The 22,260-nt window shown below is 68.6% G+C and carries 21 protein-coding genes; 8 read left to right on the forward strand and 13 right to left on the reverse strand.

All coding sequences use genetic code 11. The features are described 5' to 3' along the window. Window positions 1-51 precede the first annotated feature (51 nt). Window positions 52-1,509, forward strand: a complete 1,458-nt coding sequence (dctA, locus tag BLV94_RS20830; RefSeq protein ID WP_072942966.1) for a C4-dicarboxylate transporter DctA — start codon at window positions 52-54, stop codon at window positions 1,507-1,509. Between the two features lie 311 nt (window positions 1,510-1,820). Here the strand turns inward: dctA and BLV94_RS20835 are convergent, their stop codons facing one another. Next, window positions 1,821-2,738 carry a LysR family transcriptional regulator gene (locus BLV94_RS20835; protein ID WP_072942964.1) on the reverse strand — a complete coding sequence of 306 codons (918 nt, stop codon included), beginning with the start codon at window positions 2,736-2,738 and terminating at the stop codon, window positions 1,821-1,823. 181 nt (window positions 2,739-2,919) lie between these two features. Here BLV94_RS20835 and BLV94_RS20840 point away from each other — a divergent pair, with 181 nt between their 5' ends. After that, window positions 2,920-4,023 (forward strand): tartrate dehydrogenase, encoded by a 1,104-nt coding sequence (locus tag BLV94_RS20840; RefSeq protein ID WP_072942962.1) that lies wholly within the window; start codon window positions 2,920-2,922, stop codon window positions 4,021-4,023. A gap of 103 nt (window positions 4,024-4,126) precedes the next feature. Continuing rightward, on the forward strand, window positions 4,127-5,440 hold the full coding sequence (locus BLV94_RS20845) for a 2-hydroxycarboxylate transporter family protein (RefSeq protein WP_072942961.1): 1,314 nt from the start codon (window positions 4,127-4,129) through the stop codon (window positions 5,438-5,440). 130 nt (window positions 5,441-5,570) lie between these two features. On the opposite strand, the gene BLV94_RS20850 is transcribed toward BLV94_RS20845, so the two are convergent. The 4 genes from BLV94_RS20850 to BLV94_RS20865 all read right to left on the reverse strand — a co-directional run bounded on the left by BLV94_RS20850 (window position 5,571) and on the right by BLV94_RS20865 (window position 9,844). Continuing rightward, window positions 5,571-7,007: an amidase family protein gene (locus BLV94_RS20850; protein WP_072942959.1), complete on the reverse strand. Its 1,437-nt coding sequence runs from the start codon at window positions 7,005-7,007 to the stop codon at window positions 5,571-5,573. Then, window positions 7,004-8,476 carry a sodium:solute symporter family protein gene (locus BLV94_RS20855; RefSeq protein WP_072942957.1) on the reverse strand — a complete coding sequence of 491 codons (1,473 nt, stop codon included), beginning with the start codon at window positions 8,474-8,476 and terminating at the stop codon, window positions 7,004-7,006. Before BLV94_RS20855 ends, BLV94_RS20850 begins: the two co-directional genes overlap by 4 nt. Continuing rightward, complete coding sequence (locus BLV94_RS20860) at window positions 8,473-8,742, reverse strand: hypothetical protein (protein ID WP_072942956.1); 270 nt, start codon at window positions 8,740-8,742, stop codon at window positions 8,473-8,475. The genes BLV94_RS20855 and BLV94_RS20860 overlap by 4 nt, the downstream gene beginning before the upstream one ends. A gap of 151 nt (window positions 8,743-8,893) precedes the next feature. Continuing rightward, window positions 8,894-9,844, reverse strand: coding sequence for an Lrp/AsnC family transcriptional regulator (locus tag BLV94_RS20865; RefSeq protein ID WP_072942954.1), 951 nt, complete (start codon window positions 9,842-9,844; stop codon window positions 8,894-8,896). A 262-nt stretch (window positions 9,845-10,106) separates the two neighbouring features. Between BLV94_RS20865 and BLV94_RS20870 the strand changes: the two genes are divergently transcribed. Genes BLV94_RS20870 through BLV94_RS20880 form a run of 3 tightly spaced genes read left to right on the forward strand, consistent with a single transcriptional unit; the run spans window position 10,107 to window position 13,705 of the window. Further along, window positions 10,107-11,249: an isochorismate synthase gene (locus tag BLV94_RS20870; RefSeq protein ID WP_072942952.1), complete on the forward strand. Its 1,143-nt coding sequence runs from the start codon at window positions 10,107-10,109 to the stop codon at window positions 11,247-11,249. Beyond that, a complete protein-coding gene (locus BLV94_RS20875; protein ID WP_072942950.1) occupies window positions 11,246-12,016 on the forward strand; it encodes an SDR family oxidoreductase in 771 nt (256 codons plus the stop codon). Before BLV94_RS20870 ends, BLV94_RS20875 begins: the two co-directional genes overlap by 4 nt. Window positions 12,017-12,052: 36 nt before the next feature. Next, window positions 12,053-13,705 (forward strand): (2,3-dihydroxybenzoyl)adenylate synthase, encoded by a 1,653-nt coding sequence (locus tag BLV94_RS20880; RefSeq protein WP_072942948.1) that lies wholly within the window; start codon window positions 12,053-12,055, stop codon window positions 13,703-13,705. Between the two features lie 9 nt (window positions 13,706-13,714). Here the strand turns inward: BLV94_RS20880 and BLV94_RS20885 are convergent, their stop codons facing one another. The 3 genes from BLV94_RS20885 to BLV94_RS20895 are packed head-to-tail and all read right to left on the reverse strand — an operon-like array spanning window position 13,715 to window position 15,835. After that, on the reverse strand, window positions 13,715-14,533 hold the full coding sequence (locus tag BLV94_RS20885) for an ABC transporter permease (RefSeq protein ID WP_072942946.1): 819 nt from the start codon (window positions 14,531-14,533) through the stop codon (window positions 13,715-13,717). Next, complete coding sequence (locus tag BLV94_RS20890; protein ID WP_072942944.1) at window positions 14,493-15,338, reverse strand: ABC transporter ATP-binding protein; 846 nt, start codon at window positions 15,336-15,338, stop codon at window positions 14,493-14,495. Before BLV94_RS20890 ends, BLV94_RS20885 begins: the two co-directional genes overlap by 41 nt. Continuing rightward, window positions 15,335-15,835 (reverse strand): MarR family winged helix-turn-helix transcriptional regulator, encoded by a 501-nt coding sequence (locus tag BLV94_RS20895; RefSeq protein ID WP_072942942.1) that lies wholly within the window; start codon window positions 15,833-15,835, stop codon window positions 15,335-15,337. Before BLV94_RS20895 ends, BLV94_RS20890 begins: the two co-directional genes overlap by 4 nt. Window positions 15,836-15,926: 91 nt before the next feature. On the opposite strand from BLV94_RS20895, the gene BLV94_RS20900 reads away from it, so the two are divergent. Continuing rightward, complete coding sequence (locus BLV94_RS20900) at window positions 15,927-16,670, forward strand: NRDE family protein (protein WP_072942940.1); 744 nt, start codon at window positions 15,927-15,929, stop codon at window positions 16,668-16,670. A 37-nt stretch (window positions 16,671-16,707) separates the two neighbouring features. On the opposite strand, the gene BLV94_RS20905 is transcribed toward BLV94_RS20900, so the two are convergent. From BLV94_RS20905 to BLV94_RS20915, 3 genes are all read right to left on the reverse strand, one after another. Beyond that, window positions 16,708-17,118, reverse strand: coding sequence for an HIT family protein (locus BLV94_RS20905; RefSeq protein ID WP_072942938.1), 411 nt, complete (start codon window positions 17,116-17,118; stop codon window positions 16,708-16,710). A gap of 76 nt (window positions 17,119-17,194) precedes the next feature. After that, a complete protein-coding gene (gene purB / locus BLV94_RS20910) occupies window positions 17,195-18,616 on the reverse strand; it encodes an adenylosuccinate lyase (protein ID WP_072942936.1) in 1,422 nt (473 codons plus the stop codon). A gap of 22 nt (window positions 18,617-18,638) precedes the next feature. Then, on the reverse strand, window positions 18,639-19,268 hold the full coding sequence (locus tag BLV94_RS20915; RefSeq protein WP_015888636.1) for a TetR/AcrR family transcriptional regulator: 630 nt from the start codon (window positions 19,266-19,268) through the stop codon (window positions 18,639-18,641). Between the two features lie 99 nt (window positions 19,269-19,367). Here BLV94_RS20915 and BLV94_RS20920 point away from each other — a divergent pair, with 99 nt between their 5' ends. Continuing rightward, window positions 19,368-20,891: an alpha/beta fold hydrolase gene (locus BLV94_RS20920; RefSeq protein WP_072942934.1), complete on the forward strand. Its 1,524-nt coding sequence runs from the start codon at window positions 19,368-19,370 to the stop codon at window positions 20,889-20,891. Here the strand turns inward: BLV94_RS20920 and BLV94_RS20925 are convergent. Beyond that, entirely contained in the window at window positions 20,878-21,558 is a 681-nt protein-coding gene (locus tag BLV94_RS20925; RefSeq protein WP_072942931.1) for a DUF998 domain-containing protein, read from the reverse strand. The genes BLV94_RS20920 and BLV94_RS20925 overlap by 14 nt on opposite strands. Before the next feature lie 92 nt (window positions 21,559-21,650). Further along, on the reverse strand, window positions 21,651-22,244 hold the full coding sequence (locus BLV94_RS20930) for a PepSY domain-containing protein (RefSeq protein ID WP_072942929.1): 594 nt from the start codon (window positions 22,242-22,244) through the stop codon (window positions 21,651-21,653). Window positions 22,245-22,260 lie beyond the last annotated feature (16 nt).

The following is a 22,260-nucleotide window of genomic DNA, read 5'->3' on the forward strand; positions in this document are numbered from 1 at the left end:
TCTCGGCCACCCCGTCTTCATACCTGAACGCTCTCACCCGAGGTGAATGTCATGGAAACACTCAGCAGCGCAGCGAGTTACCCACAGGTGACCGCGGACCCCGCCGCGAAGGCGGCCACGGTGAAGAAACCCTGGTACAGGCAACTGTACTTCTGGGTCCTGATCGCGATCGTGCTCGGCATCCTCGTCGGGTGGCTCTGGCCCGACACCGGCGAGGCGATGGAGCCGATCGGCACCACCTTCATCACGGCGATGAAGATGCTGATCTGCCCGATCGTGTTCCTGACGATCGTCGGCGGGATCGCGAGTGTCGCGGATCTGAAGAAGGTCGGGCTGACCGGAATCAAGGCGCTGACCTACTTCCAGGTCGGAACGATCCTCGCGCTGCTGACCGGACTCGTCGCGATCAACCTCTTCCGCCTCGGGGACGGGGTGAATGCCGACGCATCCTCCCTCGAAACCACCGAATCCGCCGGCAAACTCATCAAGGCCGGCGAGGAGAAGGAGTGGTGGGAGTTCATCACCCACCTGGTCCCGGACAGCGTGTTCGGACCGTTCGTCGAGGGCGACATCCTGCAGGTCATCTTCCTCGCCGTCATCTTCGGTGTGGCCATCAACGCGGTGGGACAGATCGCCGCGCCGATCCGGGACGCCGTCGAACGCCTCACCGCAGTGGTGTTCAAGGTCCTGAGTTTCATCATGAAACTCGCACCGCTCGGCGCGTTCGGCGCCATGGCCTTCGCCATCGGCAAGTACGGTGTCTCCACCCTCACCAGCCTCGGCAGCCTGATCCTGCTGTTCTACGCCACCTCCGCGTTCTTCGTCGTCGTGGTCCTCGGATCCGTCATGGCGTATTTGCGGCTCAACATCTTCCGCATGCTCGGCTTCTTCAAGGAAGAACTGCTGCTCATTCTCGGCACCTCCACCGCCGAGCCCGCGCTGCCCGGTTTGATGCGCAAACTGGAGTACGCCGGAGTCAAGAAGCCCACAGTGGGTCTCGTCGTGCCCACCGGCTACAGTTTCAACCTCGACGGCGCCGCCATCTATCTCTCCCTCGCCGCGCTGTACATCGCCCAGGCCACCAACACCGACCTGTCGATCCCTCAGCAACTCGGCCTGCTCGGGGTCATGCTGCTGACCTCGAAGGGCGCCGCGGGTGTCGCCGGCGGCGGATTCATCGCCCTGACAGCCACGTTGAGCACCCTCGGCACCATCCCCGCGGCCGGCATCATGCTCATCTTCGGCATCGACAAGTTCATGTCCGAATGCCGCGCCCTGGTGAACTTCATCGGCAACGCCGTCGCCACCCTGTTCGTCGCCAAATGGAACCACGAACTCGACGTCGACCGCGCCCGCCGCGTCTTCGCCGGCGAGGTCCTTCCCGCACCCGAGGGTGAGGTCGAGAACGACTTCGACATGGAGGTGCTTGAACAGGAACCACGACCGGAACGCATCGACCACGAACGGCTCGATCCCGCGGCGGCGCCCGCGCACTCCGCACAGCGATAACCGCAGTCGCACTGCACACGAGAGAGGAAGGCCGATGAGGGTTCTGGTTGTCCCGGACAAATTCCAGGGCTCGCTCTCCGCGGCCGATGTCGCGGAACATCTCTCGGCCGGACTCGCCTCGGCGGGCATCACGAGCAGGCAACGTCCTCTCGGGATGCTCGCCGCCCTCGGGTTCACCTTTTCCGACACCTCGGGACGACCCTGCGGGCGTGCGGGCGAACCCTTCCCGACGTCGCGACGATCGACTCCGCCCGCGCAGCGCACCTGTCCGGAATCGAGATCAGCCACATCGGGCGCGAAATCGGCCAGACCTACTCCTGACTCGGCTCGATCCGGTCGCTCAGTCCGGCGGCGAGATGGTCGACGAGAGCGCGGATACGACGGGGCACGTGCGACGTGGCGGAGTACAGCGCGTTGATGTCGGCGGAGGGCGTGGGGAAGTCGGACAACACCTGCACGAGTGCCCCCTCACGAAGAAGCGGAGCCACGTGCCACAGGGAACGCATGATCAAGCCGTGTCCTTCCACGCACCAGCGCGTGGTGACGTCCCCGTCGTTGCACAGAAGGTTTCCGGCCACTCGAATGGCGATCTCGTCGTTCGCCGGCCCGAACCGCCACAGTGCGTAGTCGCCTTCGTTCTCACGCAACACGATGCAGTTGTGGTGTTCGAGGTCTTTGGGCTGTGTGGGCGTTCCATGCCGTTCGAGATAGCCCGGAGCGGCACACACCACGCGGCGGTTCCGGCTCAGGCGTTTGGCGGTCAACCTCGAGTCCTGCAACGACCCGACACGGATGCCGACGTCGAACGTGGTCCCGGCGATGTTGAGCGGGAGCGGCGAGAGGTCGAGTTCGATCTGCACACGAGGATGCTCGTCGAGGAACTGTCCGACCAGCGGCGCTATGTGCGCTCGGCCCAGGCCCAAAGTGGCATGCACCCGCACGCGGCCGACGAGTTCGGCGTGCTGCTCGGAGATCGATTCCTCGAGTTCGGTCACTTCTGCGGCGATGACCGCCGCCCCCGCCGCGTAGCGCTCACCCTCCGAGGTGAGCGTGAGCCGGCGAGTCGTTCGCTGGATCAACCGGACCCCTAGCCGCTTCTCGATCCGACTCAGCCTCTTACTCACCGACGAGACCGACACGCCGAACTCGCGGGCCGCTTCGGTCAGGCTCGACGACCGCGCGACGACGTCGAAGAACAGTACGTCCTCGGCCGATGCATCACTTGTCATAGGTCCATTCTTTCCCTCGAGGAAAAACTGTCTTGCGTATTCACCGCTTTTCTATCCGATTGTTGCCCAATAGGCTGTGATCAGTCCCACAGTAGTTGGCATCGCGCAGTCCGGTCACTCCGCTTTCCGCGGAATACGCCGCGTGCCAGACTTTCTCACCCCAGTAAGGAGCACACGCATCATGGGCGCAACGCATCGGATAGCAGTCATTCCCGGCGACGGAATCGGCACGGAGGTCGTCCCCGAGGGTCTGCGGGTCCTCGACGCCGCGGCGTCGGCGTTCGACTTCCAACTCGACTACGAGCAGTTCGACTACGCGAGCGCCGACTACTACACCACGACGGGCACGATGCTGCCCGACGGCTGGTTCGATCAGCTCAGCCGCTTCGACTCGATCTTCTTCGGCGCCGTCGGCTGGCCGGACGTCGTCCCCGACCACATCAGCCTGTGGGGAAGCCTGCTGCAGTTCCGCCGCCACTTCGACCAGTACGTGAGCCTGCGCCCGGTCAAACTCCTCCCCGGCATCACCAGCCCGCTCGCCGGACGCGAACCCGGTGACGTCGACTTCTACGTCGTGCGGGAAAACACCGAGGGCGAATACTCGAGCATCGGCGGCAAGATCTTCGAAGGCACCGACCGCGAAACCGTCATCCAGGAAACGGTCATGACGCGAACCGGTGTGGACCGAATCCTGAAGTACGCCTTCGATCTCGCCCAGTCCCGGCCGAAGAAGCATCTGACCTCCGCGACGAAGAGCAACGGCATCTCCATCTCGATGCCGTACTGGGACCAGCGCGTCGAAGCGATGGCCCAGAACTTCGCGGACGTCGCGGTGGACAAGTACCACATCGACATCCTCACCGCGAACTTCGTCCTGCACCCGGACTGGTTCGACGTCGTCGTAGCCAGCAACCTGTTCGGGGACATCCTCTCCGACCTCGGCCCGGCCTGCACCGGCACCATCGGCGTGGCCCCGAGCGGAAACATCAACCCCGAGCGCAAGTTCCCGAGCCTGTTCGAGCCGGTCCACGGGTCGGCCCCCGACATCGCGGGCAAGGGAATCGCCAACCCGATCGGGCAGATCTGGAGCGCAAGCATGATGCTCGAGCACCTCGGCGAGATCGAGGCCGCCGCCGCCGTCATGACCGCTGTCGAGGACGTCCTCGCGGTCGGCGGTAACACGCTCACACCCGACATGGGCGGCTCCGCCACCACCGTCTCGCTCGGTGAAGCGGTCACCCGGCAGTTCGAGACCAACACCAGCCTCCGACTGGTCCGTTCCTGACGCATTCCCGCCGGCCGCGCCCTGCGCACCCATCGAGCGTGACCACCTCCGCTCCCTCCACCTGCGGCTTGCGAGGCCGCCACACCCCCCGAGGGGAAAACCCATGAGCATCGAGACTCGACCAGAGATTGCTTCACCCTTCCGCCGAGCCAAGCTCGACGGCGTGCCGCTGATCATTCCCATCGCACTGACCGCCGTTGTGATGGTCGCCGGCCTGTTCAACTCCATTCCCAAGAACATGATCGGCGGTCTCGCGGTGATCGTCGGATTGGGAATGCTGCTCGGACCGTTGGGTAATCGACTTCCGATCATCTCCAAGATCGGCGGTGGCGCACTCGTCTGCCTGATGACCCCGTCCATCCTGGTCTACTTCGGGGTCTTCAACGACAACACACTCGACGCCGTGCACTCATTGATGAAAGAAGCCAACTTCCTCTATTTCGTCATCTGCACACTGGTGGTCGGCAGCATCCTGGGCATGAGCCGCAAGGTCATGATCGGCGGCCTCGTCAAGATCTTCCCGCCGCTGTTCGTCGGCACCGCCGTCGCCGTCTCGGTCGGCATCGGCGTTGCGATGCTCTTCGGCTACGACTTCCACCGCGCGCTGTTCTTCATCGTCGTCCCCATCCTCGGCGGCGGAATCGGCGAGGGAGTCATCCCGCTCTCGGCGGCGTACGCCTCGGCGATGGGCGGCGAATCGTCCACCTACATCTCGCAGCTCATCCCCGCCGCGATCATCGGCAACATCGTCGCCATCATCAGCGCCGGCGTCCTACGCCGGATCGGTGACCGCAAACCCCACCTCGACGGCGGAGGCCAGCTGGTCAAGACCGGCGACACCGACGACCTGCTCGCCCCCTCGGACGAGGCGGCCGAACGCGAATCGAGCACATCACCCAACTACGCGATGGGTGTGCTGACGATCTGCAGTCTGTTCGTCCTGGGCACCTTGCTCGAGCATTTCGTCCACCTGCCGGCACCGGTTCTCGTCATCCTCATCTCGGTGATCTGCAAGCTGTTCAACGTCTTCCCGCACAGCGTCGAGGACAGCGCCCGGGGCGTCTACAAGATCATCTCCGGATACTTCATCTACCCCGTCATGATCGGTCTCGGGATGCTCTACGTCCCGCTGGCCGATGTCATCGATGTCGTCTCCATCGGATACGTGATCACCTGCACCGCCGTGGTGCTCTCGATGGTGCTCGTCGGGTTCTACGTGGGCAAGGCGATCGGCATGTACCCGGTCGACGCGTCCCTGGTGACCGTCTGCCACAGCGGCCTCGGCGGAACCGGCGACGTTGCGATCCTGTCTGCGTCCCAACGCATGAACCTCATGCCCTTCGCCCAGATCTCGACCCGGCTCGGCGGTGTCACCACGGTCATCTCCGCCGCCTCTCTCATCCGGATCCTCGGCTGACTCCCGGCACGGCCGTGGTCGAGGTCGCCGACACCTGCGGCCAGGCCACTCTCCCGAGCGGCCGGCTCTCCCCCGCACACCGTCGGATCCACCAACCTCATCCACGTCCACCGGGTCGGCGACGACGACTTCACGACGGGATGGACGCTGCTGCCGTCTCGAGCAGGTGCGGGCGAACGGCTCCGACCGGGCCGAGCTGCTCGTAGGCCCGGGCAACGTCGAGCAGGAACAGGTCGTTGCCCGGGGCGGCGACGATCTGCACGCCGACCGGCAGACCCTCGGCGCTGAACCCGGCGGGGACGGAGATCGCGGGGCACCCCAGCACCGTCACGGTCAGCGCCGACGTCATCCAGTCGAGGTAGTCGTCGCAGCGGCGGCCGTCGACCGCCGCCGGGTACTCGAGTTCGGCGTCGAACGGCAGCACCTGGGACACGGGCATCACCAGGACGTCGTGGCGGGAGAAGAATTCGACGGCGCGAGCCTGGATCTCCGCCTGGGCCACCATGGCTTTCGCGATGTCGTCTGCGGAGAGCCGGTCCGCCTGCCGGATGTTGTCGAGCAGCGACGGCTTCAGCAGTTCGGGGGTGGCGTCGGCGCGGTCACCGAGGTCGATCTTGAACCGCCACGCCCGCAGGGTGCGGAACACCCACTCGGCGTCGGGAATCGACGGCGCGTCCTCGGCGACGACCGCACCCGCGGCGGCAAAGATCGACGACTGGCGGTCGTGGATCTCGCGGACCGGCGCGTCCACCGGGAAGAGGCCGTTCAGATCCGCGGACACCGCGACACGCAGACCCTGCAGGCCGGCGACACCGTGCCGGGGCGCGAGCGCATCGGCACTGAGCGAGCTGCGGATCCGCGCGTCGGGTCCGGAGATCACCGACAGCAGCAGTTCCAGGTCGTCGACGTTGCGGGCCATCGGCCCCTGCGTCACCAGTGCGTCCCAGGGCGCGCTGTTGGGCCAGCACGGCACGCGGCCGGGCGTGGGGCGCAGTCCGACGACGTTGCAGAACGACGCCGGGTTGCGCAGCGAACCGCCCATGTCGCTGCCGTCGGCGAGCGGAATCAGTCCCGCGCCCAGTGCGGCTGCGGCGCCGCCGCTCGAGCCACCCGCGCTCCTGGTGGGGTCGTACGGGTTGGTGGTGGTCCCGAAGACGGGGTTGAACGTGTGCGATCCGGCGGCGAACTCGGGAACGTTCGTCTTGCCGACCGTGACGGCGCCGGCCGCGGTGACGCGTTCGGCGATCAGCTCACTGGTCTGGGGCACGTTGTCGACGAGCAGGGGCGAACCGGCGACCGTGGGGAATCCAGCGACGTCGTGAGTGTCCTTGAATGCGAACGGAAGTCCGTGCAGCGGACCCACAGGGTCGCCGGCGGCCGTCTGCGCGTCGGCGGCGGCGGCGGTGGCGTGCGCGCGGTCCAGGTCGAGGCTGACGAGCGCGTTGACCGTCGGATTCACCTGTGCGATCCGGTCCGTGTGCAGGGCGAGTAGCTCGCGGGCCGAGATGTCCCTGCTGCGGAGTGCGGTGAGCATCTCACGCGCGGTCGAGTAGTGGTCGAGGGTCATTTCGAGGTCTCCAGGATCGGGGCGGTGGCCGGACGGTCTTCCGACGGCGCGGGGGTCGGGGGGCGGGGACGGGCGAGGCGAACCACGGTCTCGACCGCGGCGATCACCGCGAGGTTGAGGACCAGGCCGCAGATGCCCGCGTCGATGTTGGCGAGGTTGAGGTCGAACACGGTCATCACGATGACGGTGAGCATTCCCACGAGCAGACCGGCGAACACGGATTGCTTGGCGAGCAGCGGCTTCTCGGGTAGGGCGAGCGCCAGGCCGGGGGCGAGCTGGCTGAGACCGCCGAACGTGAGCAGCAGCAGATTGGCCAGCAGGTCGGGGCGGGTCAGGCCGAGCACCAGAGCCATGGTGGCGGCGGCGATCACGACGAGGTGGTTGAACCGGAGCTTCGTCCGCTCGCTCTCGATCTTCACCAGGTTGTGCGAGGCCAGGGTGGAGATTCCGATGCAGATGGCGCCGGCGGGCAGCATCGCGGCGGAGGCGGCGGCGATCGCGATCAGGCCGAGCGCCCAGTTCGGCAGCGCTCCCCCGGCCAGCGTGAGCAGGACGGCGTTGCTGCTGGTGTTCGGATTCAGTGCGAGGATCCCGACGAAACCCAGCATGATCGGGAGGATCATGACCACCTGGTACATCGGCAGAAAAGTGTTGTTGGAGCGGATCACCCGGCCGTTCTTCGCGGCGAGCAGCGGCGGCCACAGGTGCGGGGTGGTGAGGAAGCCGCAGCCGATCGCGGAGATGAGCAGGCTGGTGGTCCACCAGACCTTGTCGTAGTCGCCGGGGTTCACGGTCAGCATCTCGCTGTGGGTCTGCGCGATCTGGCCGAACACGTCGCCGATGCCACCGGCGAAGTGCAGCGGGATCACGATGGACAGCACCACGACGGCGAGCAGGATCAGGACGTCCTTGACGTAGGCGGTGCGCGCCAGGCCGTGGATGCCCGCCCACAGCACGAACCCGACGACGAGGACGGTCGCGACGATCATGCTCAGCGTGCCCGAACTCGCGCTGCCCGTGACGAGGCGGACGATGAGGCCGAGTCCGGTGATCTGCAACTGCAGATACGGCAGCAGGAAGATGATGCCGCACAACGCGACCAGCCGGCCGAGGAGCGGGCTGCGGTAGCGGTCGGCGAAGAAGTCGGCCTGGGTGATGTACCCGCGATCCTTGCTGAGCTTCCAGATCCGCGGTCCGATGAAATACAGGGCCACGTAGCCGAGCGGGATGTACGGGATGGCGTAGGTGGCGCCGATGCCCGCGGTGAACGCGATACCGGCGACGCCGAGGAACGTGAACGTGGTGAACGATTCACCGGCTTCCAGGAAGAAGCTGGTGACCACACCGAAGTTCCGCTTGCCGACCGTCCACTCGCTCAGGCTCTGAGCGCGTGTCCGGTGTCCGCCGACGGCGATCACGGCGAGACCGATCATGCCTGCCAGGGTGATCCACAGAGCCGAGTTCGTCATCGGAGACTCGCTTCCTCGAGGCGGAGGCCGTCCTCGAACGGCCGGACGAGGCCGAACTCCACCGCCGCCAGCGCGGGCAGCAGCAGGAGCACCCACGCCGAGCACCAGACGAGCAGCCGGGGCATGCCCAGCCACAGATCGGCCGTGTTCACAAACGGCAGCCACACGGCGGTGACGAGCGCGAGCACCGGGGCGACCGGGACGAGCAGCAGCCAGCGGCGCTGCGGCGAATCCTCGATCGCCCCGAGAATGGCTTCTCGTTGCATGCTGTTCCTTCTTCCATCCAGGGAGTAGAGGAAGCATGCGTGGTGCGGATCACAGCACTCAACCGCTGAGGGAGGTTCGGCGAAATCGGCCACCCACCTGTCGGAGATCGCAATCAGACGCGTCGGAGGGGCCGTCTGATGTCGAAATCCGTCACATCACCCTGCCGCTGCGCTTGACCGCCTGCACCACCATGTTGGTTTCCAGCGCCAGCGCGTCCGCCACCCACGGGGCGGTGGTGATGTAGTCGTAGAGCACCGACTCGTCGGGTGCGGCGATGTTCGCGACCACCTGGTACTCGCCGGCCGTGCCCGCGGCGTACCGCACGTAGGGCATCTCGAGCATTCCCCGCACCAGCGGTTCGATCCGGTTGCGCTGGGTCTTGATGAACAGCATCGCCTCGGCCCGCAGCCCGAACAGTGCCGGATCCACCACCACCCGGAGACTGATCGCCCCCTCGGTGAGCAGCGACTGGACGCGTCGCCGCGCCGTCGCCTCGGACACCCCCGCGGTCCGGGCGAGGGCCGTGGTGCCCACCCGCCCGTTCTGCATGAGTTCGCGGATGATGGTGCGGTCGATGGGATCCCGGGTTCCGCGTTCCAGGTCGGTGAGGAACGACGCCGGAGGCGCGACCCCGCCGATCGATTCCTTCTCGGCGGGGGTCAGCACCCCGGCCTCCCATTCACGGACCGTGCGGAAGTACCGCAGCACGGGGTCCGTCCAGCTCCGGACGACGCCCATCGTCGCGGGCAGTTCGTCCATGACGAGTTTCGGCAGGCGGTCCCGCGACACGTGGATCTCGGCCACGCAGTCGGCGGTGCCGGTGAGGATGTACACGAAGATGCAGTCACTGCGCTGGGCGAGGGCGCTCGCCGCCACCCGCACCGTTCCCGGGGAGCACTGGAGACGGACGATCGCGGTGCCGCCGCTGTTCGCGACGGCGGTGACGGCCACTCGGCCGGACTCGAGGAGCGCGATGCCGTGCCGGGTCACGTTCCGCTCGGGTTCGCCGAGCGCCTGGGCGATCCGACTCCACGAGCACCGCCCGTCGACCTGGAGGGCGGCGACGATCCGCTGATCGAGCGAGAACCTGCGTTCGGTCATTGCAGAAGCCTGCCCTCCATGCCACGTGTGCATGCGATGTTAGGCCAGTCGTTGACGTCGAGAACTCCGATCCGGTCGCGGGCCGAATCGCACCCGCGCATGGATGATCGAAACCGCTGGACTGCAGGGCAATACGCCCCGCTCTCGGACCGCCGGCCGAGAAGGTGAGCCGCCAAAGGTTAGGCTAACCGTATATGGTCGGGGTGTGACGGTACGCATCGCGACGCGCGCCGCAGTTGTCCACTACGAAAGGTGATCGCACATGCAGTCGACGGCCGTTGCCGGGTCCGCAGAGACTTCGGCGGACCTTCCGCCGGGCGCGCCGTTCGTCCTCTCCCGCCCGCACGGCACCGTAATCGCCGACGGCATCCGCACCGGTTTCGACTCCGCCCGCGACGCCGCCGCGGCCCTGAAGAGCGGCACCGTGACCTCGGTGGCCGGGGCACTCGCCTTCGACCCCTCCCACCCCGCCGCACTGGTCGCGCCGCAGACGCTGCGTCATCACCCGGGAAGCTGGGCTCCTCGCCTGCAGACGATTCCGCACGTGCGCGCCGGAACGTCGGTCCCCCCGGAGGACGAGCACCTCGCCCGCGTCGCCGCCGCGATCCATGTGCTGCGCGAACCCGAGGCCGCACTGCACAAGGTGGTGCTCGCCCGATCGGTCGTCCTGCACGCCGAAGAACCGTTGCACCCGCACACGCTGCTCGCCCGGCTCGTCGCGAACGACCTCGGCGGCAACGGCTTCAGCGTCGACCTGGGCTCCGCGGGCACCGGATGGTCGGGACGGCACCTCGTCGGCTCGAGCCCGGAGGTACTCATCCGCCGCCGCGGCGACACCGTGACCTGCCATCCTCTCGCCGGCTCGGCTCCCCGGCACGCCGACCCCGAGATCGACCGGCAGACAGCGGAGAACCTCGCCTCCTCGGAGAAGAACCTGCGTGAGCACGCCCTCGTCGTCGACGCGCTGCGCGCGAGCCTCGAACCGTTCTGCACCGAACTCGACATCCCCGACCGGCCCACCCTCACCAGCACACCGCAACTGTGGCACCTCGGCACACCCGTGGCGGGACGGCTGCGGGACCGCTCGGTGACCGCGCTGGACCTGGCCGTCGCCGTGCACCCGACACCGGCGGTGTGCGGCACCCCCACCGACGCCGCGCGTACGCTGATCGGCGAACTCGAGGGCGACCGCGGCTTCTACGCCGGCGCCGTGGGCTGGGCCGACGCCGACGGTGACGGCGAATGGATGGTCACCATCCGGTGCGCGCAGATCGACGCCGACGGCACCACCGTCACGGCGTACGCGGGCGGGGGCATCGTCGCCGCGTCCGAACCGGACGACGAACTCGCCGAGACCACAACCAAACTGGGCACCGTCCTCGCGGCACTGGGACTTCCCCGATGAGCGGCACGACACTGGTCGTCGGGGCGGCGCAGGGCATCGGGCGGGCCACCGCCGTCACCCTGTCGCGGTCCGGTCACCGCCTGGTACTGCTCGATCGGGACGCCGACGGCCTCGCCGCCACCGCCGCACTGCTCGACGCCCCTCCGCTCGGCACCGCCGTCACCGACATCCGCGACACCGCCGCGGTCACGGACACGGTCCGCCGGATCGAGGACGAGCACGGTCCCGTCACCGCTCTCGCGCACGTGGCCGGGGTACTCGAAACCGGGTCGGTGCTCGACGCCGATCCCGCGAGCTGGCAGCGCGTGTTCGACGTCAACGTCACCGGCCTCGTCAACGTGTTGCGGGCCGTCGGCACCGGAATGCGGGACCGCTCAGCCGGTTCCATCGTCGTGGTCGGCTCCAACGCAGCGGGCGTCCCCCGCACCGGGATGGGCGCGTACGGCGCGTCCAAGGCCGCCGTCGCGATGATCGTCCGGGTACTCGGCCTCGAGCTGGCCGAATACGGGATCCGCGCCAACATCGTCGCCCCCGGCTCGACGGACACCGCGATGCAGCGGTCACTGTGGTCGGACCCCGACGACGACACCGGGGCGCGCGGCGCGATCGACGGCGACCTGGGCTCGTTCAAGGTCGGCATCCCGCTGGGTCGCATCGCCGACGCGGCCGACATCGCCGACTCCGTCGAGTTCCTCCTGTCGGATCGCGCGCGGCACATCACCATGCAGGCGCTCTACGTCGACGGCGGCGCTACCCTCCAAGCCTGACCGCCCCGAACAGCCGTGCCCGTGAAAGGACTTTCGATGACCACGAGCGTTCGCGCTCCCCTGGAGACCACCACCGGCTATCCCGCCGAACTCGTCGCACGGTACCGTGCCGCCGGGTACTGGACGGACGAGACGTTCCAGCAGTTCCTGGGCGCCCGCGCCGAGCGATTCGGGGACGCGATCGCCGTGACCGGACCGGACGCGTCCGGGACCGACCGCGCCCTCACCTACCGGGAACTGTCCGACCGCGCCGACCGGCTCGCCGCCGGGCTGCAGTCGTCGGGGGTGCAGCCCGGCGATCGGGTGGTGGTGCAACTGCCGAACATCGTCGAGTACGTCGAGGTGATCTTCGCGGTCTTCCGGCTCGGCGCCCTGCCGGTGTTCGCGTTGCCCGCGCACCGCTCCCAGGAGATCTCCTACTTCTGCAGTTTCGCCGACGCCGCGGCCTACGTCGTCACCGACACGCACGCCGGTTTCGACTATCGCACGCTCGCCCGCGACGTGGTGGCGTCGGCGGAGAACCCGCCGACAGTCTTCGTGGCCGGGGACGCGGAGGAGTTCACCTCCCTCGACGAACTGCGCACGGCGGACCCGATCTCGGACGAGCCGGCGGCAGGTCCGGAATCCGTGGCATTCCTGCAGCTCTCCGGCGGAACGACCGGGGTGTCGAAGCTGATCCCGCGCACCCACACCGACTACCTGTACTCGGTGCGTGAGTCGGACCGCATCTGCGGTATCGACGAGAACACCCGCCTGCTGGTCGTTCTCCCTGCGGCGCACAACTTCCCGATGAGCTCCCCCGGCATCCTCGGCGTGCTGCACGCCGGTGGCCGCGTGGTGCTCGCACCGGATCCGAGTCCCGACACCGCGTTCGCGCTCATCGAGCGGGAGGGCGTCACGATCGCGTCGCTGGTGCCGCCGCTCGCGTTGGCGTGGCTGTCCGCCGCCGCCCGCACGGAACGGGACATCTCGAGTCTCGAGGTGCTGCAGGTCGGTGGCGCGAAGTTCAGCGCCGAGGCCGCCAAGCGGGTGCGGCCCGAACTCGAGTGCACGCTGCAGCAGGTCTTCGGGATGGCCGAGGGACTGGTCAACTACACCCGGCTCGACGACCCGGAAGACACGATCGTCACCACCCAGGGCCGGCCGATCAGCCCCGACGACGAGGTGCGGGTCGTCGACGACCACGGCGAACCCGTCCCGAGCGGCACGTCCGGTCATCTGCTCACCCGCGGCCCCTACACCATCCGCGGGTACTACCGGGCCCCCGAACACAATTCGACGGCGTTCACCGAGGACGGCTTCTACCGCACCGGCGACATCGTCCGCCTCACCGACGACGGCTATCTCGTCGTCGAGGGCCGCGCGAAGGACCAGATCAACCGCGGCGGCGAGAAGGTGGCCGCGGAAGAGGTCGAGAACCATCTGCTCGTGCACCCCGCCGTCGCCGACGTCGCGGTCGTGTCGATGCCCGACCAGTACCTCGGCGAACGCAGTTGCGCGTTCGTCGTCGTCCAGGGCGAGCAGCCGAAGGCCGTGGAACTCAAGAAGTTCGTCCGCGGCCGCGGACTCGCCGACTACAAGGTGCCCGACAAGGTGGTGTTCGTCGACGAGTTCCCGGTCACCGGTATCGGCAAGATCAGCAAGTCGGAACTGCGCCGGGCACTGGAGAAGACGTTCGTCAGGTCGTGACCCGGCCGGCTACCGGGACAGTCTCCCCAGCAGCGCGGACGCGACGGCGATCCCGAGCACCGCGGCTGCCACGAGCACCCCGAAATCGAGCCAGTAGTTGGTCGGCTGGCCGATGAGCAGCCCCCTGAGCGCGGACACCTCGTAGCTCAGCGGGTTGACCCGGCTGATCGCCTGGACCCATCCCGGCATGAGTTCCACCGGATACAGCGCGTTCGACGCGAAGAACAGCGGCATGGTGATCGCCTGCCCGATCCCCATCAGCCGGTCACGTTTGAGCACCACCCCCGCGATCGCCACCGACAGGCACGAGAAGAACGCCGCTCCCAGCACCACCACCACGACGACGCCCAGGAGGCGCAGCGGGTTCCACGTCATCGCGACGCCGAGCAGCGCCGCCACGACCACCACGACCACGGCCTGGGCCACCGCGCGGACACCGGCCGCGAACGCCTTGCCCGTCACGAGAGCCGCACGCGGAGTGGGTGTCACGAGCAATTTGGTGAGGACACCGGCGTCGCGTTCCCAGATGATCTGGATGCCGTAGAAGATCGCGACGAACAGCGCCGACTGCGCGATGATGCCCGGCGCCAGGTAGTCCAGATAGGGGACGTCGCCGGTCGGGATCGCACGGATGCGGCTGAACGTCTCCCCGAAGATGACGAGCCACAGGATCGGCTGGATCGCACGGGTCACCAACTCCGTTCGGTCGTGACGGAGTTTCTGCAACTCGACCAGACAGAACGTGGCGATCCGCGAGATCAGCCGGAGCACACCCCGGGTCGGCGGTTCACCCCAGACGACGCGCGGTGCGGCGGGCGCTACGGACATCCCGGAGCCCTCCCTTCTCGTCGGCGGTGAGACTGTCACCGGTGTAGTGGCGGAAGACGTCGTCGAGCGTCGCGTCCGGCCCGAGTGCGGCGACGAGTCCGGCCGGCGAACCGACCGCGCGCAGTTCGCCCCGGTGCATCAGCGCGATCCGATCACACAGCGCCTCGGCCTCTTCCATGTAGTGGGTGGTGAGCAGCACCGTCATCCCGTACTGCTTCTGCATCTCGGTGACGCGGGTCCACACCGAATCCCGCGCGACCGGATCGAGCCCGACCGTCGGTTCGTCGAGCACCAGCAGCGACGGCCGGTTGACCAGCGCCTGCGCGAGTTCGAGGCGCCGGACCATGCCGCCGGAGAAACTCGACGCCACCCGATCGGCGACGTCGGCGAGATCCACCATCTCCAGCACCTCGTTCACCCGGCCGCGGCGTTCGGACCGCGGGACGTCGTAGAGGCGGGCGAACCAGGACACGTTCTCCCGGGCGGTGAGCGCGCCTTCGATCGACAACTGCTGCGGCACGTACCCCAGCAGCCGTCGAACGGACATCGCCTGAGTGCGCACGTCGTATCCGAAGATGCCGACGTCACCGTCCTGCAGCGGAAGAAGCGTGTTGAGCAGCCGGATCGTCGTGGTCTTCCCCGCGCCGTTCGGGCCGAGAAGGCCGAAACACTCGCCCGCCTCGATCACGAGGCTCAGGTCGTTCACCGCGGTGTAGTCGCCGAACCGGTAGGTCACATGCGACAGTTCCAGCGCGTTGCGGGACGGCCGCGCTCGTGCGGCGGCCTTCTCCCTGCGAAATATCATCGGGCGACCTCCTGATCGCTGTCCTCGGCGCGATCCGGATGGAGCGCTCCGGCGAGGCGGATGAGGGCGGGAATGGCGGATTCGATGGCCGCCCTGTCCTCGGCGCTCAGTCCGTCGAATGCGGCCGCGACCTCGAGATTGCGGCGGTCGCGCCAGCGCTCGACCTGCGACCGCGCCGCGCCGGTGAGCGCCAGGCGGGCGACGCGGCGGTCGGACTCGTCCCGCACCCGTTCGATCAGCCCGGCGTCCGTGAGTTGCCGCACGAGGGTGGAGACGGTGTTCGCCGCGAGACCCAGTGCCGCCGCGGCCTCCGCGACGGAGGTCCCGGGCCTGCGGCGGAGCAGTCGCACCAACTCCACCTGCGACCCGGTCAGCGGCGTCTCCGGCCACGGCCGGCCGACGCGTCGGCGGGTGTGCCTGCGCAACAATCCGATTGCGGCGAAGAGTTGCTCGGCAGGCGCCAACCCGGAGTGGTCGGGAGCCTCGTTCTGTGCCATACCACAATATAGCTCTGTTTCAGAGGTATTACGAGGGCGGCTACGCTCGGGCCTGCAACCGTGTAACCGAGGGTGACGAGGAGACGTCCGTATGTGCCTGGTTCTGTTCGCCTGGCATACCCGCCCCGATCTCCCCCTCGTCGTCGCGGCCAACCGCGACGAGTTCTACGCCCGCCCCACCGAACCGCTGCACCGATGGGAGGACGGCTTCGTCGCGGGCCGCGATCTGCTCGCAGGCGGAACGTGGATGGGCATCTCCGACACCCTGCGGTTCGCGGCCGTCACCAACGTCCGCGACGGCGCCCCCGCGACCGGGGCCCGGTCCCGCGGAGACCTGCCCGTCGACTACCTCCGCGGCCTGCTCTCACCCGCCGACCACGCCGAACAGGTGGCCGCGACCGGCGCCGAGTACGGCAGCTTCAACCTGCTCGTCGGCGACGCCGCAGAACTGTGGTGGGTCACCAACCGGCCCCACGGTCGCAGGCAGCGCGTCGAACCCGGCGTCCACGGCCTGTCCAACGCCGAACTCGACACCCCGTGGCCGAAGGTGACGGGCGGCAAACAGGCGTTCGCCGCCGCGCTCGCCGCGGACGACGGCAGCCCCGACACGGATCCGGGGGCGTACTTCGACGTGCTCGCCGACAGCGACCCGGCACCGTGGGACGCGCTGCCCGACACGGGCGTCGCACCCGAACTCGAACGCGCCCTGTCGTCCCGGTTCATCCGCCACGGCGAGTACGGGACGCGGGCGTCGACCCTGCTGCGGGTCCGGGCGGACGGCACCTACGACATCACCGAGCGACGCTTCGACGAGAACGGCCCCCTCCCCACGTGAGCGGCAAAGTGTGCTCCCGCACGCTTTGCCACTCACCTCAGAGGGAGGACCGGATGACCCCCGCCGTCTGATCGAGCGCGATCCGGCTCGGCGACTTCGGCATTCCGCGCAACCCGAACCCGTCACCGGCAGTCCGCGGAACGACGTGCAGGTGGACGTGGAAGACCTCCTGGCCGGCGGCGATCCCGTCGGCCAGGAACAGGTTGACGCCCTGAGCCCGCATCGGCCCGTGCCGCAGCGCGGTCGCGAGACGCTGCCCCACCGCGAACACCGCCGCGCCGTCGCCCGGGTCGAGGTCGGCGAGCCCGCTCGCATGCCGCTTCGGGACCACCAGCAGATGTCCGGACGTCCACGGCCGGATGTCCATGAACGCCATCACGTTCTCGTCCTCGTGCACGACGCTGGCATCGGAACGGCCGGACACGATCTCGCAGAAAATGCAGTTCACGTAGGCACCTCCGGTGCTTGTGCGCCTTTTTTTGGTAGTCCCAGCAACCAGAAAGGCGCACGGGCGGCGGAGCCGCCTACAGGATCGGGGACGGCTGGTAGGCGGCCGCCTCGGGGTTGGCGTCGACGAGCTTCTGCACCTGCGCCACGACCGTGGCGACCTGCGCCTCTGCGGCACCGATGAACGCCTTCTTGTCGGCGAGAGCCTGGTCGAGGGCGGCCCGGTCGAGGGGCAGGCGGTCGTCGGCGGCGAGCCGGTCGAGGAGGTCGGGCTCCTTGCCCTGCTCACGCATCGCCAGCGCGACGGCGACGGCGTGTTCCTTGATGACCTCGTGCGCGGTCTCCCGGCCCACTCCGGCCCGCACCAGCGCCATCAGGACCTTGGTGGTGGCGAGGAACGGCAGGTACCGGGTGAGTTCCTTCTCGATGACGGCGGGGTAGGCGCCGAATTCGGCGAGCACCGTCAGGAACGTCTCGATGAGTCCGTCGATCGCGAAGAACGCGTCCGGCAGCGCGACGCGGCGCACCACCGAGCAGAACACGTCACCCTCGTTCCACTGCGCGCCCGCCAGTTCGGCGGCCATCGACGCGTATCCGCGGAGCACGACCTGCAGTCCGTTGACGCGCTCGCAGGAGCGGGTGTTCATCTTGTGCGGCATCGCCGACGACCCGACCTGCCCGGGCTGGAAGCCCTCGGTGACCAGTTCGTGGCCCGCCATCAGGCGGATGGTGTGCGCGAACGACGACGGCCCCGCCGCCACCTGCACCAGCGCGGACAGCACGTCGTGGTCCAGCGACCGCGGGTACACCTGGCCGACGCTCGTGAACACGTGGGAGAAGCCGAGATGCTCGGCGACCTTCTGCTCCAGCGCCTCCAGCTTGGACGAGTCACCGTCGAGGAGGTCGAGCATGTCCTGCGCGGTGCCCATGGGGCCCTTGATGCCGCGCAGCGGGTAGCGGTCGATCAGCTCGCGCAGCCGGGTGAGCGCGACGAGCAGTTCGTCGGCGGCGGACGCGAACCGCTTGCCCAGGGTGGTGGCCTGCGCCGCGACGTTGTGCGAGCGGCCTGCCATGACGAGGCTGCTGTACTCGGCGGCCCGCTCGGCCAGCCGGGCCGCGACCGCGACACCGTGTGCGTGGACGTGCTCGAGCGACCGCAGGATTTGCAACTGCTCGACGTTCTCGGTGAGGTCGCGGCTGGTCAGCCCCTTGTGGACCTGCTCGTGGCCGGCGAGGGCGTTGAACTCCTCGATGCGGGCCTTCACGTCGTGGCGGGTGACGCGCTCGCGGTCGGCGATGGAGTCGAGGTCCACCTGCTCGAGCACGCGTTCGTAGTCGGCGAGCGCCTCGGCCGGCACGTCGATCCCGAGTTCCGCCTGAGCCCGCAGCACGGCGAGCCACAGCTGACGCTCGAGGACGATCTTGTGCTCGGGCGACCACAACTCGACGAGTTCGGGGCTGGCGTAACGGTTGGCAAGGACGTTCGGGATGCGGCTCACGAGTCCTCAGTTTACGGCGGCGCTACAGCTCGACGTGGTCCGGCCGGTCGAGGGCGGGCGCGACGACGTCGACGACGTCGAGCAGCATCGCCCGGGCGAGGGCCCGCAGGTCGGGGTCGTGCTCGCCGAGCGCGGTGACCACGGCTCCGTCGACGACGGCGACGAGCCGCCGGAGTTGCTCCTGCCGGACGTCGCGGTCGGAGCGCCGCAGCGCCTCGGTCAGGACGTCGTCCAGTTGCGCGCGCAACCGCAACTGGACTTCGCGCAGTTCGGGGCGGCGCGCGCAGGCCGTGAACCGCTCGTACCGGGAGATCAGCCTCTCGCGGCAGTCCTCACTGATCAGGGCCGGTCCGACGAGCAGGTCGAGGAGGAGGTCGACGGTGGACTCGCGGCCGCGGCGCCGGTGCGTCACGTCCTCGACGCGGCCGCGCATGACCGCGAGGTCGCGGTTGCCGTTGCATTCGACTGCCTTCGCGATCAGGTCGTCCAGCGACTCGAAGTAGTAGGTGGTCGACGCGAGCGGAAGGTCGGCGCGGGTGGCCACCGAGCGGTGCCGGACCGCGTCGAATCCACCCTCGAGGAGCAGATCGGCGGCAGCCTCGACCAGCGCCTGTCGGCGCCGTTCGCCCTTCGGAGTTGCCGCGGATGACACCAATTCATCCTGCCAGCCGCGGATGCCGCACCAGGGCAGATTGGGCGACAGACCGCGAAGTATGTGGGTGGTGCCGCGCACCGGCGTAGCGTCGGAACGATGCGGGTGTCGGTGCGGATGCTGGCCCTGGGATGCGCGGCGACGGCGCCGATGGTCCTGGCGTCGGCGTGCGGGTCCGCCGGCGATCCGGCACCCGATCCGGCGGCCGTCTTCACCGCCGCCGCATGCCCGTCGCCGAACGTCCCCGGACTGCCGCAACTGGACCTCGGCGCCGAGTTCAGCTGCGGCACGTTGACCGTTCCGGAGGACCGCTCCCGTCCGGACGGACGACGCATCGAACTGGCCGTGACGCGGCTCGGTGCCACGTCCGCGACCCCGCGACCCGACCCTCTCGTCTATCTCACGGGAGGTCCGGGCGGGCCCGCGCCGGCGAGTGCCGCCGAGGTCGCGCCGCTCGGGCTGAACCGGGATCGCGACGTCCTGTTCCTCGGCCAGCGCGGCACCATGCATTCCGACCCCTTCCTGGCATGCCCCGAGATCGACGAGTTCCAGGCGGCGCAGACGGCTCTGAGCCCGCTCGATCCGGCGACCGCACCGCTCGACGTCGAGGCCACCCGGACCTGCCGCGACCGGGTCACCGGGGGCGGTTACGACCTCGGCGCCTACGACACCGCGGAGAACGCCGCCGACGTCGCGGATCTGCGGGTGGCGCTCGGCCTCGACGAGTGGAACGTCTACGGCGTCTCGTACGGCACCGACCTCGCACTCACCGTGCTCCGCGACCACCCGGACGGCATCCGCAGCGTGGTGCTGGACTCGGTCGTGCCGACGCAGAACAACATCATCGAGGGCTTCTGGCCGGGCGCCGCCGCGGGCTACCGAGCACTGTTCGACGCGTGCGCGGCTCAGCCGGCGTGCGCCGAGGCCTACCCGGGCCTCGAGGACGAATTCACCGCGACCGTGAACCGCCTGGCCGTCGCTCCGCTGACCGTCGACCTGTCCGGCAGACGCGTCGTGCTCGACGGGTACACGTTCGCGAATCTGGTCATCCAGCAAAGCCTCGCGCCGGGCAACTACGCCGGACTCCCCGCGCTCGTCCACGCGACCGCCACCGGCGACGGCGTCCCGGCCGCGACCGCACTGCTCGGCACGGTGACGCCGCCCGGCCTCATCGGCTACGGACTGACGTTCGGGGTGTTCTGCGGTGAGCAGACGGCGTTCACCGACCGTGGGCAGGTTGCCGCGACCGCGAAGCAGGTGCTCCCGGACTTCCCGGACGCGGTGCTGTCGCTGGTGCCGCAGGCCGCCCGGATCTTCGACGACTGCGACGTCTGGGACGTGCCCGCGTCCGACGTCCGCGTGCATGAGCCGACGGGAAGCAACGTGCCGACCCTGCTCCTCACCGGATCGCTCGACGCCGTTACTCCGCCGTCGCAGGCGCGCACCGCTGCCGCCACCCTGTCGCGGTCCGAGGTGCTCGAGTTTCCCGGACTCGGCCACGACGTGCTGCAGTCCTCGGACTGCGCCCCGGCCGTCACGATCGGCTTCCTCGAGCAGCCGACCGGCGACTACGACACGAGTTGCCTCACGCGAGTGCAGATGCCGGTATTCACGACCGGGTGAGAGCCGGAGGCCGGCAGGCGAGGCGACGGAGCCGCAGCGCGATCGCCACCAGCGCCGGGAACGTGACGGCGAGAACTGTCATGCGCTGGAGGAGCCCGGCGACCTCGTGCAACGGTGCGCCGCCCGGCATCGCGAACCGGCCGAGCAACACGAAACAGCCCAGACCGAGAATTCCGGCGACCCCGACGTACCGCGCCAGGCCGCGCCACCGCGGATCGGCGGCGAACCGGTGCGACAGCACCACCAGGGCGAGGGCGCTGCACGAGAAGAACGTGACCCCCGCGATCACGTGGTGGCCCGGGTCGTAGGGCTCCCCTGCCGGATCTTCGCGCAACGGAAACACTGCGGCGAGTATCAGCCCCACCGCCGCCACGCCGAGCAGAGCGGGCCCTGCCCAGCCGTACCGCGTTTTCGCGATGCCGCGATGGAGTCCGATCGCGAAGATCGTCAGCAGCACGGCGAAGGCCACGAAATTCAGCTGTTGGATCCATCCGCGTGGGTCCGCCTCGAGAGCACTGATCGGGTCGGCGATCCGGCTGTAGTCGCCTTGGCGAAATGCCTCCTGGACGAAAAATCCCGCGGTGAACAACACCGGGCCCGCGACGCCCGCGCGGGCCGCCCACCGCTGGAAGTCGGGGCGTGACACGCGAACTGACGTGGTGACCATGACCACGACGCTAGGGCGACGTCACCGTCCGGGCATCGGGTAACTTACCCATCTTCCCGAGACGATCATCTGAGTCGTTCTACCCACTACGGTCAGTTGTCGGGGAGGACGGCCCCGGTCGCCTCGTCGACGTTGACGTCGTAGTCCCAGCCCTTGGCGTCGCGGATGTGAATGTGCCACACCGGCTTACCGTCCCGCTGCTGCTGCTCCGAATTCGCGACCGTGCCGCCCGGGACCGTTGCCAGGGCGATCTGCTCCGCCTGCTGCTGGGTCACCGCGCCGGCGGGCGGTGCGGGTGCGGCCGCCGTGGTGGTCTGCCCGTCCTGGCTGTCGGACACCACGGTGCCGGTCGCCGCGTCGACGTTCACGTCGTAGTCGTAGCCCCGTGTGTCGCGGATGTGGACGTGCCACACCGGCTTACCGTCCCGCTGCTGCTGCTCCGAGTTCACGACCGTGCCGCCCGGGACCGTCGCGACAGCGGTCTGCTCCGCCTGTTCCTTGGTGACCGCCGCGGCCCCTGCCGCGCTCGTGGCGGTCGGCGACGTCATCGCAGCGGAGGCCGACGCCGTGGCACTGGCGGAGGTCGACGGGGTGTCACCGCTGTCGGAACCGCATCCGCCCAGCAGCAGCGCGGAGGCCGCGACTACCGGGATCAGGCTCGCACAGCGCACAATTCTGCTGGTCATCGTGGCTCCTCGATCG

Source organism: Rhodococcus koreensis, from assembly GCF_900105905.1.
In the GTDB taxonomy this organism is placed as follows: Bacteria; Actinomycetota; Actinomycetes; order Mycobacteriales; family Mycobacteriaceae; genus Rhodococcus_F; species Rhodococcus_F koreensis.

Coding starts and splice junctions, on each gene's coding strand:
- dctA (WP_072942966.1), top strand. CDS start 52: ATGGAAACACTCAGCAGCGCAGCGAGTTACCCACAGGTGACCGCGGAC.
- BLV94_RS20835 (WP_072942964.1), bottom strand. CDS start 2,738: ATGACAAGTGATGCATCGGCCGAGGACGTACTGTTCTTCGACGTCGTC.
- BLV94_RS20840 (WP_072942962.1), top strand. CDS start 2,920: ATGGGCGCAACGCATCGGATAGCAGTCATTCCCGGCGACGGAATCGGC.
- BLV94_RS20845 (WP_072942961.1), top strand. CDS start 4,127: ATGAGCATCGAGACTCGACCAGAGATTGCTTCACCCTTCCGCCGAGCC.
- BLV94_RS20850 (WP_072942959.1), bottom strand. CDS start 7,007: ATGACCCTCGACCACTACTCGACCGCGCGTGAGATGCTCACCGCACTC.
- BLV94_RS20855 (WP_072942957.1), bottom strand. CDS start 8,476: ATGACGAACTCGGCTCTGTGGATCACCCTGGCAGGCATGATCGGTCTC.
- BLV94_RS20860 (WP_072942956.1), bottom strand. CDS start 8,742: ATGCAACGAGAAGCCATTCTCGGGGCGATCGAGGATTCGCCGCAGCGC.
- BLV94_RS20865 (WP_072942954.1), bottom strand. CDS start 9,844: ATGACCGAACGCAGGTTCTCGCTCGATCAGCGGATCGTCGCCGCCCTC.
- BLV94_RS20870 (WP_072942952.1), top strand. CDS start 10,107: ATGCAGTCGACGGCCGTTGCCGGGTCCGCAGAGACTTCGGCGGACCTT.
- BLV94_RS20875 (WP_072942950.1), top strand. CDS start 11,246: ATGAGCGGCACGACACTGGTCGTCGGGGCGGCGCAGGGCATCGGGCGG.
- BLV94_RS20880 (WP_072942948.1), top strand. CDS start 12,053: ATGACCACGAGCGTTCGCGCTCCCCTGGAGACCACCACCGGCTATCCC.
- BLV94_RS20885 (WP_072942946.1), bottom strand. CDS start 14,533: ATGTCCGTAGCGCCCGCCGCACCGCGCGTCGTCTGGGGTGAACCGCCG.
- BLV94_RS20890 (WP_072942944.1), bottom strand. CDS start 15,338: ATGATATTTCGCAGGGAGAAGGCCGCCGCACGAGCGCGGCCGTCCCGC.
- BLV94_RS20895 (WP_072942942.1), bottom strand. CDS start 15,835: ATGGCACAGAACGAGGCTCCCGACCACTCCGGGTTGGCGCCTGCCGAG.
- BLV94_RS20900 (WP_072942940.1), top strand. CDS start 15,927: ATGTGCCTGGTTCTGTTCGCCTGGCATACCCGCCCCGATCTCCCCCTC.
- BLV94_RS20920 (WP_072942934.1), top strand. CDS start 19,368: ATGCGGGTGTCGGTGCGGATGCTGGCCCTGGGATGCGCGGCGACGGCG.
- BLV94_RS20925 (WP_072942931.1), bottom strand. CDS start 21,558: ATGGTCACCACGTCAGTTCGCGTGTCACGCCCCGACTTCCAGCGGTGG.
- BLV94_RS20930 (WP_072942929.1), bottom strand. CDS start 22,244: ATGACCAGCAGAATTGTGCGCTGTGCGAGCCTGATCCCGGTAGTCGCG.